Origin of the sequence: Rhizobium skierniewicense (assembly GCF_014196515.1) — a bacterium.
GTDB classification, from domain to species: domain Bacteria; phylum Pseudomonadota; class Alphaproteobacteria; order Rhizobiales; family Rhizobiaceae; genus Agrobacterium; species Agrobacterium skierniewicense.
Genome location: NZ_JACIDV010000004.1, coordinates 188308 through 202203 on the forward strand (window position 1 = coordinate 188308; position 13896 = coordinate 202203).

Annotated in this window: 15 protein-coding genes and 1 pseudogene; 8 read left to right on the forward strand and 8 right to left on the reverse strand. The window is 51.2% G+C overall.

Annotated features, from left to right (window positions below; genetic code table 11):
• Positions 1–3 precede the first annotated feature (3 nt).
• Together GGQ73_RS07890 and GGQ73_RS07895 are read right to left on the reverse strand one after the other, a co-directional pair.
• Positions 4–282, reverse strand: a complete 279-nt coding sequence (locus GGQ73_RS07890; protein ID WP_183895357.1) for a hypothetical protein — start codon at positions 280–282, stop codon at positions 4–6.
• Between the two features lie 154 nt (positions 283–436).
• Positions 437–673, reverse strand: coding sequence for a hypothetical protein (locus tag GGQ73_RS07895; RefSeq protein ID WP_183895359.1), 237 nt, complete (start codon positions 671–673; stop codon positions 437–439).
• A gap of 1048 nt (positions 674–1721) precedes the next feature.
• On the opposite strand from GGQ73_RS07895, the gene GGQ73_RS07900 reads away from it, so the two are divergent.
• From GGQ73_RS07900 to GGQ73_RS07915, 4 genes are all read left to right on the forward strand, one after another.
• Positions 1722–2078 (forward strand): hypothetical protein, encoded by a 357-nt coding sequence (locus tag GGQ73_RS07900; RefSeq protein ID WP_210290060.1) that lies wholly within the window; start codon positions 1722–1724, stop codon positions 2076–2078.
• The gene (locus GGQ73_RS07905; protein ID WP_183895363.1) at positions 2075–2359 is read left to right on the forward strand and encodes a hypothetical protein; all 285 of its coding nucleotides are present in this window, start codon (positions 2075–2077) and stop codon (positions 2357–2359) included. The genes GGQ73_RS07900 and GGQ73_RS07905 overlap by 4 nt, the downstream gene beginning before the upstream one ends.
• A 419-nt stretch (positions 2360–2778) precedes the next feature.
• Entirely contained in the window at positions 2779–4389 is a 1611-nt protein-coding gene (locus GGQ73_RS07910; RefSeq protein ID WP_210290061.1) for a hypothetical protein, read from the forward strand.
• 214 nt (positions 4390–4603) lie between these two features.
• Positions 4604–4924 (forward strand): hypothetical protein, encoded by a 321-nt coding sequence (locus GGQ73_RS07915; protein WP_210290062.1) that lies wholly within the window; start codon positions 4604–4606, stop codon positions 4922–4924.
• 64 nt (positions 4925–4988) lie between these two features.
• Here GGQ73_RS07915 and GGQ73_RS07920 read toward each other — a convergent pair whose 3' ends face one another.
• Positions 4989–5189 carry a hypothetical protein gene (locus tag GGQ73_RS07920; RefSeq protein ID WP_183895367.1) on the reverse strand — a complete coding sequence of 67 codons (201 nt, stop codon included), beginning with the start codon at positions 5187–5189 and terminating at the stop codon, positions 4989–4991.
• Positions 5190–5390: 201 nt separating this feature from the next.
• Here GGQ73_RS07920 and GGQ73_RS07925 point away from each other — a divergent pair, with 201 nt between their 5' ends.
• Positions 5391–6179, forward strand: a complete 789-nt coding sequence (locus GGQ73_RS07925; RefSeq protein WP_183895369.1) for a hypothetical protein — start codon at positions 5391–5393, stop codon at positions 6177–6179.
• Positions 6180–6219: 40 nt separating this feature from the next.
• Here the strand turns inward: GGQ73_RS07925 and GGQ73_RS07930 are convergent, their stop codons facing one another.
• From GGQ73_RS07930 to GGQ73_RS07950, 5 genes and pseudogenes are all read right to left on the reverse strand, one after another.
• Positions 6220–6489, reverse strand: a complete 270-nt coding sequence (locus GGQ73_RS07930; RefSeq protein WP_183895371.1) for a hypothetical protein — start codon at positions 6487–6489, stop codon at positions 6220–6222.
• Between the two features lie 149 nt (positions 6490–6638).
• Entirely contained in the window at positions 6639–7397 is a 759-nt protein-coding gene (locus GGQ73_RS07935) for a hypothetical protein (RefSeq protein WP_183895373.1), read from the reverse strand.
• A gap of 324 nt (positions 7398–7721) precedes the next feature.
• Complete coding sequence (locus GGQ73_RS07940) at positions 7722–8768, reverse strand: reverse transcriptase family protein (protein WP_183895375.1); 1047 nt, start codon at positions 8766–8768, stop codon at positions 7722–7724.
• A gap of 703 nt (positions 8769–9471) precedes the next feature.
• The gene (locus tag GGQ73_RS07945; RefSeq protein WP_183895377.1) at positions 9472–10209 is read right to left on the reverse strand and encodes a phosphoribosyltransferase-like protein; all 738 of its coding nucleotides are present in this window, start codon (positions 10207–10209) and stop codon (positions 9472–9474) included.
• Positions 10210–10417: 208 nt separating this feature from the next.
• A pseudogene (locus GGQ73_RS07950) lies at positions 10418–10557 on the reverse strand (IS3 family transposase); the annotation flags it as partial.
• Positions 10558–11308: 751 nt separating this feature from the next.
• Here GGQ73_RS07950 and GGQ73_RS07955 point away from each other — a divergent pair.
• From GGQ73_RS07955 to GGQ73_RS07965, 3 genes are all read left to right on the forward strand, one after another.
• Positions 11309–12376, forward strand: a complete 1068-nt coding sequence (locus tag GGQ73_RS07955; protein WP_183895379.1) for a hypothetical protein — start codon at positions 11309–11311, stop codon at positions 12374–12376.
• Between the two features lie 184 nt (positions 12377–12560).
• Entirely contained in the window at positions 12561–13013 is a 453-nt protein-coding gene (locus GGQ73_RS07960) for a hypothetical protein (protein ID WP_183895381.1), read from the forward strand.
• A gap of 263 nt (positions 13014–13276) precedes the next feature.
• Positions 13277–13801 carry a dual specificity protein phosphatase family protein gene (locus tag GGQ73_RS07965; protein ID WP_234900309.1) on the forward strand — a complete coding sequence of 175 codons (525 nt, stop codon included), beginning with the start codon at positions 13277–13279 and terminating at the stop codon, positions 13799–13801.
• Positions 13802–13896 lie beyond the last annotated feature (95 nt).

Below are 13896 nucleotides of genomic sequence, written 5' to 3' on the forward strand. Positions count from 1 at the left end.
CAACTATTCCAGCCTCTCAAGCTCCACCAGTGCAATATATCCAGCGAATTCACCGGCCTCTGAAAGTTCGTCGGCATCATTGATGGCGAACTCGTCGCGTGACCGATAGGTGCTAAAATACCACCGGTGATCACCATCAACAAAGTTACGCCGGTCGTACTCTGACACGTCTAAATAGTCGTACTCGGATGCGCCGATCTCACCGATCTTCTCGACGGCTGCTTGAACCGTTTCTGCGGAAACCCAAACGTTTCCGCTGTTCTGGCAAATAAGATGAATCATAGTTTTTCCTCTGCTTCCGCTTGCATTTAGATAACGGCACGCGACCGACAATCGATTGCGCTGGATATGAGCCGCATCACTGCGTTTGCAGAGAAAGTATCAGTCCATGGCTCTGCTGACCGATACGACATATTTAGGAACCGATCAGAGTAGGTCAAGCCATCAGCCTGTCGAACGCGCGAATACCGTCCCGCTGGATTTCCTTTCTCAATTCCGCAGCCGCTCCGGGCAAGCGAGATTTGCGGATCAACTTCTTTTGCGCGCTTCCGTGAGCCTGAATGTAAATCGCTGCGATGTAGCAGATCAGGCCGCCTTTTTCATGGTGATGGTGGACCTCTTCGATGATGACGTTAACCGTCAAGCCGCGAATTCTGGTGATCGTCTGGCGCATTGAAATCTCCACTTTCTGGTTGATTTTATTGAGAAATGTATAGCAGAAAACGGGATTCTTGAGAATCCTTTGGTCGGGAATGATGTCGCGGATGGGGTAGCGTTCGTTAATCAGATCGCTCGGATTTTATCCATTTTGGAAAGGGAACATTCGCCACGATAACGGCGGCAGGCAGGGGTTGACTGTCAGCGCGGCGGCATAGGCTCTTCTTCCGCCTTGGCCAGAATGGGCATGGCGGTGCCCGCAGGGCATAAGAGCCGCCGCGCTGGCAGTCACTGAGCGAGAAGGTTCCGCGACTATTTTTTCCCCGGTCCGCCTGCGGAGCGGATCGAGACACGCGGCTCGATCCGAAGGAAAAGGAAAAATCGTCGTGGAATAGAACGAGGCTACCCCTGCCGATTTTTTGACGATCTGGCCCTATTTCTCGCTCTGAGATGCGCCGAATTGCGAGGTGGCAGAATTATTTTCACTGGCACTTGTGGAAATATCATTTCCTTCTATGTGGTCTAAGGATGCGGAAACAATAATTTCTATCCAAATCGTACTTTCGCGAATATTGGGGAATATGATTCTATTTTAGTCCAATAGAGCAAGTTGCACTTTGCATTTTGCTTTTTTGAGCGAAAAATTCGTCCGATTACATCTTGCGCCTTCCCCGCAAGTGAGCCATCTTGGTTTCAGGACAGCCGAACACCTTGGATTTTGTCACCCTATAGGGGATTGGAATTTAAGTTTTCGGGCTTTTATTCGGCTGGGTTGATCGGCTGTCCTGCTCGCTCCAGTCCACATGGCGCGCGGATTTGAACGAACTGACTTCTACCGCCGAAGAGGTGGCTCTGAAGGCATGCGGCCCTGAATAGGTCGTACTTTACCGCCGAATAGGCGGCTCTTCTTTCCCTACAAACGTAGGGATGTCCCGCTTCTGTCATCGGCAGTGGCCTTTCTCTGCAAACGCAGAGTCAGGGAGCGCATTCGTGCGCTCCCACTCCCAACCAGCATCATAATTTTGGCTTCCGTTCCAACGGAGGGGCGAAGCTATGCCAACAACTTGAAAGGAACGACATGGACCATAATCTCCAAGGTTTTGGATATTCGGGAGATCGACATGCAAGGAAATGAACTCGACATCCGCTTGAACGACCTGAAAAAGACAGGCGAACGCCTCAATGCCGAATGCGGGCAATGCCTTGATCGAGCGGGCTTGCTGATCTCGGTAGCAAAATCTTTCGGAACCGATCAACTCAATGCCGCCAAGGTAGGATGGGCGGGGCCGCGCTTTGACATTGGAGATGTGTTCAAGGGGATCAATGACGAACTTGCCAATGCGCGGCGGTTCAAAAACGCGTTGGAGGAGTGCACCGCCGAACTGCGTGACCTTCACAAGGTGAAGAGGTCGTCCCGATGAACTACTTCGGTTCCTCTAAAGCTGGGCAGTGGTTGGCTGGCCAATTACCGCGCATAGATCGCGTACTTGCCATTGTCGAGTACGACCAAAAATCAACTGCCCACATCATTGATTGCGGCGACGAAGATCAGTTTATTCAATGGGTTTCGGAAACCCACGATGATGACGAGATCATGCGGTCACACGATGATAACTGGAATTGGACAGAGACCGAGGAAGAGCATTTGAACCGGATCGGATGTCGCGTCACCTTTTGCGCTATTGCTAATTTGGTCGGTTGACGCCGATTGTTTTTCCCCTGACCATTAAAAAGACGCCTTCACAGGGCTGGAACCCTCCGGCGTCTTCTTAAACACTGTTTGAAAAAGATGAACGATTTCATGTTTGTTGTAAAGCTCCCATTGACAATTAAGTGAGCGCCGGGCTGGCAAATAGCCCAGCCGAACAACAGCAGCCAGACGATTTTCCAAAAAGTAATGTTGACATTATTTCGAAGCCGCCAGTTGGCGGAATTGCGACACGCGCTCTTGCTGCTGCCGCGAAGACGGCACGCGGTTCGAAAACCCATAATGCAGTTTTAAAAGGCAATTGCGGATGGTCGATTGATCCAGCCAGGTGGGCCAAACGCGCGACTGCCTCGAAAGTGCTCGCAGCTCAGAACGACCGTATCGCGCAAGCACTCCAGGATGCTGGCGAGGAAGTGATCCTCAGCGGCGGCATAACATGTATTTCTGCCGTGACGAATATTGTTGAGAACCATCGGAGGTACCGCGCCGTGCGGTTTCTTCCGCTCGTCGCCGCTCGCGACAGGAGGCCGCTGGTGAACGGCCTAAAGTTGTTCATGATAGAAAATCGTAACGCCCATTATTTTCGTTATGCTGTGATGACCTGCAATGAACTTATCCCCGCGTTCAAAGACCTGCGAGGACCTATTCAGCGATTGTCACGGAAAATTTCAAAATGGGCAGACGAAGTCTGCAAGGAGCAAGGGATCAAGGTGCTGTTTCGCGGCATTGAATTCACGCGTTCAACTGCTGCCGAGAGAGATGATGAGGCCAAAAAGCAGGGGCGGCAATCTGACCTTTCAGAGCGGTATGGGGGTGAGACAGTCCTGTATCATCTCCACGCGAACGTCTTGTATTGGCCGACGCGGGTGATTGAGGATTGGACGGATTTCCTGCGTGGTACGCATAAATTCATCGGCGCGGAGTGGAAAGATAATGGCACGATTGAGAAGGTGGAAGAGATCGTCAAATACTGTTCCAAGCCCGCTGACACAGAAAAGGCATCGGGAGAAGAACTTGTATGGCTCTACCGGCAAACGGAGAGGTTGAAAATCTGCCAGCCACTCGGCGACTTTATGAAGTGGATGAGAGGCCTTAAGGCCCGGCGCGAGAAGATCGTCCGCGTCCGCCGTGAGGGCGGCGATAGCGAATTGATGCGCGTCAAAAAAGGCAGGCGCGGTAGTCAGGTGGAAGATGACGAGGATCAAGACGAAGAAATTGCGGCTGACAAAGATGAGGATGAACGCAGCGATGCGTCCACGTCAGCGAGTTTAGACCTGAAGGAAACGCCTCCGCAGGGCCTTAATGGTGGACCTGTCAAAAACATCGTAATCGGCCTGACGCTCCCACAGTGGCGACACTCGCCATGGGCAGAGCCGATGATCATGGTGCAAAATTACGATGCGCGAACGCTGTCCGAAGAGGACGGGTATCACATTTGCGAGTGGCAGCGAGAGGCGCGGGAATGGTGGAATGCCGCCAATGCGCCATCACCTGAAGAAGCGCTGGAAGTCGCCCGCGTGGCTCTGGAAGCCGTACAGTCCGGCGCAGATATGACTTCCGTCGATATATGGGAAGCGGCGAAAGCCGCTTGCTATATAGTTCACACATGTAGCTCAACTGTCTCGCGGCTCAATTCAATACCGTACCAAGAACCTCACGAAACGATTTTCGAGGATCAGATACCTGATCCAGAAATATTAATCCGCTCGATTTTGGATGCACCAAATGCCCGAGAACGGATTGAGAAGATCGCCACGGACGCAACCGTACTCCAGCAACAGAGCCGAAAGGCCGCTGAGGACCGGCTGACGACGCTACCAGCGGGTAGCTATGAGGTCGGCAAGGAATTCATTGACCGTGAATTTCCTTTGTCGACGGCATCGCCAGCACAATTGCTGAGGAGCGCCATGGCATCCGACGTGGCTCGATTGCCAGTCGCCGGTACGTCCTGTGAGGACGAAAATGACGCCATCTGGGCTGACCTTTTCGGGGTGTCCGAAACCGATTGGCTCGCGGCAGCATGATGGCATCCCCGGCCATAAAGGGGGTAGTCGGCAGACCCTCAACGGCGTTGTCTCCATGACGTGGTCCGGCTGAAGGCCTCCTCGAAGAGCCGATGGTTGCTTGCAATCAGTAGTCGGTCACTACTGATTTGATTCCGTTCCCAAACACGCTTTGCGCCCATGGTTTTTGCTCTCATGATTAAAGGAGTAATTTCCTACTTTTTTGAGCAAAGCGATGAAACAAAACAAAGATATCTCGCGAAGAATTGCGACCGTTGTTGACTTGGATGTGAGCCGGATGGCCGTCTTATCTGCATTACATGATGCGGTGCGCTCCGGTGATCCTGAGTTGGCGAGAAACTGGACAAAACCTTCTGACGCTGGATGGCGCGATCTGCGTACGAATCCCCAGTACGGGCCGGTCGCGCAATGGCTCTGGGATATGGAAGGCCGCTCATGTGAATTCAAGTACGAACTTGTAGCAGACCTCAACGGAGATTGGTTGCAGCTGGAAAAGCTGCTGACCAAAGAGTTGAGCAGCCGTAAGGTGCGATGAATGCATGGGATACCAATTTATCCATCTCGAATCTTACGCACGCAAAGCCGACGCTAAGGGGCGTTCAACCGACTTTGTCTTTGCTGAGGCCGGTCGCAAACCGGAAGCCTGCGTCCATGTCGAAAATCCCGCACCGCCCGTGGTGGTGTACGGGGTCGATGTCGGGGCCGCGCAGGAAATCCATGACAGTGCCGCAGCCGTGGCCACTATTGCCGTAAAAGGCGGTCACGTTCGCAAGGTAGCTCGCGACAAAAAAACTCTCCATACAGTTGTCGCTTCCTTCCCGGCGACCATGGCCGAAATTCGTGCTGATCCCGCGAAACTAAAAGAAGCGGAGGAATGGGAAAGGCGAACAGTTGCTTGGCTTCGTTCTCAATATGGGGATCACCTTAAATCCGTCATCAGGCATGAAGATGAGGAATACTTTCACATTCATGCATATGTCGTACCGACCGGGGAACCGGGGATGTCGGCGCTTAAATATCATCCGGGCGTCACTGCAAAGCGTGACGCCATGGACGTCGGCAAGGATGACGAAGACAAAAAAGCCCTCTCAAAGAGGGCTGACGCCGCCTACAAGGCCGCCATGAGGCAATGGCAGGACAGCTATCATGAAGCGGTTGCAATTCCTTGTGGGTTGACACGCCTCGGTCCTCAGCGCCGCCGTCTGACACGGGGCGAGTGGCAGCGCGAACAAGTACAGGCAACAGCTCTGCAACAGGTCGTCCAGCGAGCACGTAAAGTTAAGGCGGATGGCGAGACGTACATAAGTCATACCAAAGCGGAAGCGGCCAAGATCGCTGCCGACGCTGCAAGAGAGACGGATGCGGCACGGAAGGCAACCGCCGCCGCGATGGCTGCGCAGGATCGCGTTCGGCAGGAACAGGAACAGGCAAAAGCGATACTGGCGGATGCCGAACGATATTCCGGTTGGGCCGGTCGCCTACGTGCCATCTGGGACCGTCTACGAACGTCGTCAGTTGTCGAGAAGGTTCGCGCAGAGTTTTTCAGTGAAGTTGACCGTTGGCGGGTTGCCGCACAGGAAGCCGAGCGACGGCAACTGGAAGCCGAACATCAGCGTCACGAAGCCGAGCGGAAAGTCCGCGAAGCACAAGATGTGGCCTTCAAAGCTGGTATCGAACGTGACCGTCTGCGCTCAATGCTTTCGCCTGTTGCCGATCATTCCGAGCCGGAACTGTCACCAGCGCCGAAGCAGATTTTGAAACCCAATTTTAAGAAGAAAGACCGGTCGTAACGCCCGCTGCCATCTCTGGCAGCGGATCGATTATCGTGGCTTACTGCACGAGCGATAGGCCACCATCAATATGTCGCAAGAACGCTTTTTCCGCTTCTCTCCGCGCTTCTGTTTCCGTAGGTGCGTGCCACTGGCCGATTGTGATGTCGTCCACGCTACTGTCGGAGGGATGCACCTTGTCGATCACGTATCCGTACCTGCCTTCCCACCATTGCCGCACCTCAAGGATGTATCCCAAATCCTCCGACACAGTTATTTCGCAAAACGTCTCATTCCAATCGAACTTTATACCGCGATCATTACTAAGCATGAGCGTCTCCTGTTGTTGATGATGCGGAGACAATCATAGAATAAATTTCTCGTCAACTGGTATTTTAAATCGATAAATCGGACTTATGTCAACATAATTGGAATTTTATTCGAATCCTTTTGTTGAAAATTACTTTTCCGAGAACTCCTTCACTTTGGCTCTGGAATTCCTTTGTCGCCATCATTCTTCCGCGATAATTCCTTGTCACGTTTTGCCTGTTCGGCTTCTCGCCTTTTCTGCTCATCCCACAAAACTGAGCGGCTTTGGAAATTTCTCACGATGTCGGCGCTCAATTCCGCACGGCAGTGCAAAAGATTGAGCGGATTGATCGCATAGATTTCATCCAGATATTTGTGTGTCTCGGACGGGGATAGAAGCTTGAGCCCTTCCAGCGCATCCGACTGATAGCGCTGCTCGGAAAGGTCGTTCATGATCTCACCAAGAAATGGACGATAGCTCCAATCTTTGTATCTGGTTGGGAAAAGCTCGCGCTCTGGATCAGCCATCCACTCCGACTTTAGCTCGGCCTTGCGGCTCATCTGGATACCGCGTTCGGCGGTCATCCGCGTCCATTGCTTGTAGCTGTAGCCGTCGCAATGGTCATCATGGCCGGAGCGTGGTGCATAGTCGCTCGCAGGGTCAGGCGTCCACCCTGTCGGCTCTGGATCGGGCTGGTATGTGTGGGAGCGCATGAATGCCGCCAGAAAAGATTCCTGCATAGCGAGCACGGCCAGCAGGAAAAGCAGGAGCATCCGCTGGCGGCGTTTTCGAGCCGCATCGATCTGGCGGCGCAAGCGTTCGATGCGGCGGCGATATTCGGCCTCGCGCTGCCGTCTCTCACGTCGGCGGCGTTCTTCCCGCTTTTTGATTTTCTCTTTTTGCGCGGGGGTAAACGGCTGGTGCTGCATTGTAAATCTCCTTGAGATTCATCGTCTCAAGGAAATTTGTGGGCGGCAAGAAATCACATCGTAAATTCATCTGTATCATCTGGCCCAGAGGGATCGTCTTCACAGCGCAAACGGATTTTTGCGTCCCGATTGCCATTCAAAATCCCGGTGGCGAAACCAACCTCCATCGTGATCAGAGCTGGAAAAATCCAGTTCCAGTCGGACCCACGTTCGGAATCAGAGCAGAAATCGAAAGATTAACCCCAATTTTAGCGTTTTGCTCAAAATCCAAGCGTCATAAAATTCCAATAATCGGATAGTTTGTCGCAAGCAAAAGCAAAACTGTTATTTCTGATACGACAGCATTACGCTTTTAAATCGTTTCAAACATTTTAACATTTGCGGATTTTCGGGTTCAACATGTTTCCAAAATTGAAGTCGCCCGGCGAGTTGAGCGATATAGTTTGGCTCAAATGCTCTATTCTTCGCCATATGATTGGACAGGCCGGAAGACCAAACGAAGTATACGTCTTTCATAACTTCACGGCGATATTGTCTTGGAATACGGACCACGCCAGACGTTATATCTAGCCCCGTAACAATTTTCTTTTCGCCAGCGAAAACATGCCTGATCTTTTCCCGATTGATGACAAACCCTTCATCTTCGACGATTTTGTGAACAATCCACTTCAATTCGTCGGTTATTTTGTTTCCTGAGATAGTTATGTCGTCGGCATATCGCGTGTATCGCAATTTTCTTTTTCTGCAAATTGCGCGCAATCTCATATCGAGCCTATTACATATTATGTTGCTAAGTGTGGGACTCGTCGCGGCTCCTTGGGGTAATTCATCATCAACTGTGCATATTGTACTTAGAAAAAACGCGACATGCTTTGGGTAGTTCAAAGAAACGAAAGCGCCCATTACGCGCCTGAAGCCAATCGAAGGAAAAAAGTCTTTCAGGTCAATTTTGTAAAGCTCCTCCCTACCACAATGAATTCGCGCATTATCAACTATCGAATGCCTCTCACGAAATCCCATTGCGGGCTGAGCCAGTTGCACAGCCGATAGTATATTGGAATTTATCCATCTTTGGCATTCTAAAAGGGTAGGAAGAGGCGCGCGTATGGTACGGTAGCCCCCTGATCTCTTTTTCAGACTGAATTCGCGATAAAAACTTTTTTGACCGAATAGCATTCTCATCAAATGCGCGACGTCAATACCGAGCAAGAGCGCTAGTTGTTCGTGCTCGAAAATAGGCGGCACGCCTTTTTCAAGGCTTTTTTTTACGTGGAAAAGGTAGATTGCCTTGAGATCATCTCGGACCCCGATATCGGAAAGATACGCTTTCCATCTGGAAAGGTGCTCGCGCTGGTAAGGAATGGTTGCCATTACGTAATCATTTCGATGCAAGGCATCGCTGCGGCAGGAGTGACGCAGAACTCGGATTTTCTAAGAAAATTCGAGTTTCTGCGACAATCGTGCCGATGCGCTCGGAGAGCGCATTTCGACTACTCGACTTTTTAGAACACTCTAAAAATCGAGTAGTCGATAGGCTATCGCGAACCTCAACCGCAGAAGCGAATCCACTTCTTTGCGCTAATGACAACCATTCCTTAGGCAGCCCTATCATTTTGATCCCTTGCTTGCATCAAAAAAAGACCGAGGAATTTTTGATAATCGCGGAACATACGGGCTGAATGCGGAAATTTGGTTCCCCCTATATTCATCTGGGATGGACCTCCACGATTTATCCCCGTTGAACGCAAAGAGTCGCTGATTTGCGTTGACCCACTCTCTTCCGTTTTCAGTTAAAGCGATGATGCCCTCTCTTTGGCTTAGAAGTTCTAGCTGGCTCAACCGCCGGAAAGATTCGACAGCATCTTTTATCGAGACGCCCAAGGTCGATGTAATGCTTCCTATTGAAAGTCCTTCAAATTTCGAGAGGCATTCTCGCAACAGCATCAGATCGACTGGAGTGAGACGTAAATTACTCAAAATCCTGCTCTCCTAAATATGGGTGACCGTTCTTCCAATTTTGCATCTTGAGGCCACCAGAGGATCGGAAAATTCGAGTTTGGAGCGTTGGCGTGTCTTATGCAAAAAGCGCTTCGGCACCCCCATACCCCAGACTTGGTAGTTGATTGCCATCAATGCTCGCAGCCAGTTCTTCTTCGAGACGCTTCATATGGCTAATATTGTCGGTCAACTGTTCACCAGAAAAGTGTCCACTCAATCCCTTGGGCAGACTGTAAACGCAAGTTAAGTTAGTGTACGAGTTTTTTATATTAATCAGCGCTTCATTGATGCCGAAAAGTAAATTAATTCTACCATCAAGATTTATTCCTGATCCTGCTCCGGCTTTCATTACATAGTTCATTCTCGACAAAACAGTGCTGCCAGTTCCTGTAAAATCGTCAATCAATATGAAAGTAGAAAATTCTTTCATAACTGACGGCTTTACATATGATGGAACTCTATTGAAGAACTTAATATTTTTCCAACTGTGAAATTGGACTTTCAATCTTTGTAGCAATTGTTGAGAACTGTCGGGGCTATCGTCCCATGCCATTGCAACAATGGCAGCTTTTTGGTCTTCCTTAAGCTGCGACTTAATTCCTTCTGCCATACGTTCTATAGCTGATTGAAGTTGGGTTTCGTTGACAATGACAACTTTCTCAAGGATGTGTTTGAGCAACGAAAATTCCGACTGGTTTTTGCATAAGCCAGCCAACTCACGCACTTCGGCTTCGTAGTATCCTAAAATATCCCGTCGGAGGATGAGTTCAAAAAGCCAACTCTCAATCTCTTCCTTTTTCAAAAACAGAACCATGCCGATTACGCTCAAGAATTCCAAAACAGTAATTGATGGATTTAGACGAGATAACGTCAGGAAATCAATCTGAGATTGTCGATATTTTTGGAGATTCGTTCACTTAGCGCTGCTGACCATTATCATCTCTGGACTGTAAGGCGCTTAAACTTCTTTATTCACTGCATTTTGAACAGACCCGGTTTTCTCGGAGACCGTTTGGTTTAAGTTATGCTGCCATGGCTGGTGCGTCCAGCAGGGCTTATATCGTTCTTCGGCCTCGGCTGACGGTATGTTGGCGATAGGCTCCAAAAGGCGGCGGTTGCTGAACCAATCTACCCATTTAAGCGTGGCGAACTCCACGGCCTCGACGTAACCGAAGCCCTGCCGAGTAGCTGATCTTGGCGGCTATAGAAGACACAGCCGACCGTCGCGAAGGATGATGCTCCGCTTCATGCTCGGCCACCATTCGAACGGCGCGGACTTCAGGAGAAAGCTTGTTTGTCATTTTCCTTGTCATAGACCCTACTTCTTACGAGTGGTGTCTCCGGCAAACTGGGGGCTGTTCAGTTCAATGTTGACATCTTCACCCGAGAGAAGCCAAAAATCGGTCCACAAAATTAGTACACTCGACACCACCGGTGTGGTATGAAAAGATTTTTTCAGGGCCTTTGTGGTGCTTATGAAGAAATACAAATCTCTCCCGTCTCCTAGCCTCACTGAGTATTGATGCGGTATGGAATGTTGACATTTCTCCCGGTTCCCGTACACAGGACTAAGCTCGAAAACGTATCCAAAAGCACGACAAGGTCTTGTTTTCGTTTCCAATCTAGGCTTACGCCGGTGTGTCCGCCTCTTCTCTCCGGGCCCACCACATACGTTCACGCCACATCAGGCTGGACTTGTCTTGCACAGGTTTCGGTTCGCGGTGAATAGCGCAAGAGGTTCAATCCCGCGAGCGCGTCGACCCTTCATGCTTCAATAGGGCTGTAGGGTCGCCGTCATGAGTTGTAAAACTTGTTTCTAATCCATGGAGCCTCTCTTCGATAAAGCACATCAAGAAATAGGTGACACCACGCTGCGTTGCGTTATGGTCACTGTGCATAACTAGGGGTTGGTGATGAGTTTTACGGTTTACGATTCCGGGTCCAAGCAAGGCAATGCAGTCGGCATGATCGCACAGGTGATCTTGATTTCCGCCGTTGCGATGATTGGCTGGAATATCGCACTACCCGGGCTTGATCCTGCGTTCATGGAAACGCAACTGAGAAATGGCGTTCCTTCGCAACTTTCCGTCCTCGCGCTTGGAGCGGGGCCAATCCTGACCGCGTTTGCGCTGGGACAGCTTGGTAGAATTCTTGTTCCGCGTCTGGAGGACAGCGCCGCTATCGTCATTCTTGAAAATCTGGTCGCTTTGCTCATTGCCGCGTCGCAGGCCTATGGCATTGCGCAATCGGTAGCAACAATGGGATTTCTGGCTGACGACAGTGCGCTTGGTCTGGCGATCATCGTCGCATCCCTGGTTGGCGGCGTTGCGGTTCTTTTGTTCATGTCGAGACTGGTCGCTCTCCCAAGCCTTCTTGCTGGGTTCTGGATTGTCTGGCTTTTGCCCGCGTTGATTGGTTTGCCTGCTCAGTTTTCTTCGTGGTTTGAGCTCCTGAGGGTGGGCGCCGCCGGTGGCTCGCATGTGTTCGGAGCTGTCCTCGTGATGGCTATCGCTGTCGCGATGATCATATTTGCCATCCGCACAGTGATGCAGAGCATCGATCGACGGCATCTTTCTGACAAAGTGAACAGTGCCGCCCATGTCATGAACATTGTCATATGGCCACCCTTTCTGGCGGCGAGTGCTGGTGGTTATCTATTGATCCCGCTTGTCTTTCTCTCACCAGATGCTGTGGCGAATGCCTCCTGGTTGAGGATTTACGTTCTTGCCATGACTGCTCTCCTCATTCCCGTTTTCGTGTTCGGTTATTATCGCTTCTTCACACGCAAAGGCGTCACGTTTCCTGTGACGACGATGCTGGTGCTTGTTTTTGTGCAGATTGTACTGATGCTCGGCGGAGAATTCGCGATCACTCAGATCATGCTGCCTCTCCCGCTCAACGGCACGACCTTGCTGGTTATGGTCGCCTTAGGCTACGCGATCATTGAGGCCATCCGCAGTCCGTCCGATCCATCACGCTGAGCCATCACGTAAAGGTGTTGCCTGCGGAGTGCCGGCCGGTGTTTCAGGCTTTGGTGCTTTGCAAACACCGTGTGTAACTTGACACGACGTGCAGACCGCCACATCGGTGGGGCGAGACGCAAATCGATCAGGGAGGTAGTATGATCAGACAATCAGCAGCCGCGACTTCAGGTGCGTTACGCAGATGATTATCGGCATCGTCCTCACGGCAGCTTTGCTGCTTTTCCTGATCGGCTTTCCCCGGCATATCAAGCCTGTCGTGGTCGGTCTTGCCATCGTCTGGGCATCGACGGTTTCCTGGGTGGTTTTCGACTGGTGGCGCTCTGGTGAACGACTGAACGCCATCGTTGCAACCGCGTCTTTCGATCCGACCTGCACGGAAGCCTCTGCGCCCATTCGGGTCAGCTTTCAAAACACAAACGGCGTTGCCGTACGCCGTCTGACCTACACGCTGGAAGGGTTCGAGGCAGCGTTCCGTGCGTCGGTTTCATTTGATCCCTACCAGATCAGCGAGCGGCGTCTGGAACCCCATGAGACCTATGCCGCTTGCCGCCCGTTTCGTCTCCGCAACAATGAAAACGTCGATGGCAGAGACCTCGAATGGCGGGTGACGATCAACTCGGCCGAATTCGACTGATGTTTCCGAACACTTAACCATAGCGACAATCGGACAAATCTCACGTCTTTTTGAACTCATTTTTTGCAGAATGTTTTACCCGCTAACATAAAAGGTTTTGCAACGGCTTGGGCATGTCTCTTCCTCGATTGAGGGGGGCGAGATGGCGGGAATGCAACTTTCGGGTCATTGTGTCGGCTGGGACGGGATGCCATTTGAACGGTAATTGATGAATTGTTCCAAAAGGTTCGACTTTGATTTTACGTATTTTGAAAATTGGTGTGTTGGCTCTCATCGCTGTGCCAGCTTCGGTTGGCGCCCATATGGGCATCAACCAGCTGACGGGAAATTTCCACGAAGTATTGCCTGGCGAGCTTTACAGATCCGCGCAGCCTTCCGGTGCTGATGTCGCTCAATACGCCCAACAGTTCGGTATAAAGACCATCATCAATTTACGCGATGAAGACCGCGATGATTGGTACGCGCAGGAAAAGAACGCTGCCGGGGCCAACAATGTCCAGATGATTGATTTCCCGCTCAGCTCCTCCAAAGAGCTGCCGCAAGCCCGCGCAGAGGAATTGGCGCGTATCATGAAGAACGCGCCAAAGCCCTTACTCATCCATTGTGAACACGGCGCCAACCGGACCGGCCTTGCCTCCGCGATCTATGTCGGTGCCGTTGCCCATAAGAGCGAACAAGCGGCAGAATTCCAGCTTTCCCCGTATTATGGGCACGTGCCGATCAAGGGCGTTGGTCGTTACGAAATGTATCAGTCGTGGGATAACTTCGAAGAGACGCTGGGGTTCTGACACATTCCTCCGTTACACCGCGCTGAGATATCGCGTGTGAGTTTTCGTAACAGCAAGAGCGTCTTTCCTGGTTCCGCGGGCGATTGAAAGCTTCC

Coding starts and splice junctions, on each gene's coding strand:
- GGQ73_RS07955 (WP_183895379.1), top strand. CDS start 11,309: ATGAGTTTTACGGTTTACGATTCCGGGTCCAAGCAAGGCAATGCAGTC.
- GGQ73_RS07925 (WP_183895369.1), top strand. CDS start 5,391: ATGTCGGCGCTTAAATATCATCCGGGCGTCACTGCAAAGCGTGACGCC.
- GGQ73_RS07915 (WP_210290062.1), top strand. CDS start 4,604: ATGAAACAAAACAAAGATATCTCGCGAAGAATTGCGACCGTTGTTGAC.
- GGQ73_RS07905 (WP_183895363.1), top strand. CDS start 2,075: ATGAACTACTTCGGTTCCTCTAAAGCTGGGCAGTGGTTGGCTGGCCAA.
- GGQ73_RS07920 (WP_183895367.1), bottom strand. CDS start 5,189: ATGGAGAGTTTTTTTGTCGCGAGCTACCTTGCGAACGTGACCGCCTTT.
- GGQ73_RS07895 (WP_183895359.1), bottom strand. CDS start 673: ATGCGCCAGACGATCACCAGAATTCGCGGCTTGACGGTTAACGTCATC.
- GGQ73_RS07935 (WP_183895373.1), bottom strand. CDS start 7,397: ATGCAGCACCAGCCGTTTACCCCCGCGCAAAAAGAGAAAATCAAAAAG.
- GGQ73_RS07930 (WP_183895371.1), bottom strand. CDS start 6,489: ATGCTTAGTAATGATCGCGGTATAAAGTTCGATTGGAATGAGACGTTT.
- GGQ73_RS07940 (WP_183895375.1), bottom strand. CDS start 8,768: ATGGCAACCATTCCTTACCAGCGCGAGCACCTTTCCAGATGGAAAGCG.
- GGQ73_RS07890 (WP_183895357.1), bottom strand. CDS start 282: ATGATTCATCTTATTTGCCAGAACAGCGGAAACGTTTGGGTTTCCGCA.
- GGQ73_RS07960 (WP_183895381.1), top strand. CDS start 12,561: ATGATTATCGGCATCGTCCTCACGGCAGCTTTGCTGCTTTTCCTGATC.
- GGQ73_RS07945 (WP_183895377.1), bottom strand. CDS start 10,209: ATGGTTCTGTTTTTGAAAAAGGAAGAGATTGAGAGTTGGCTTTTTGAA.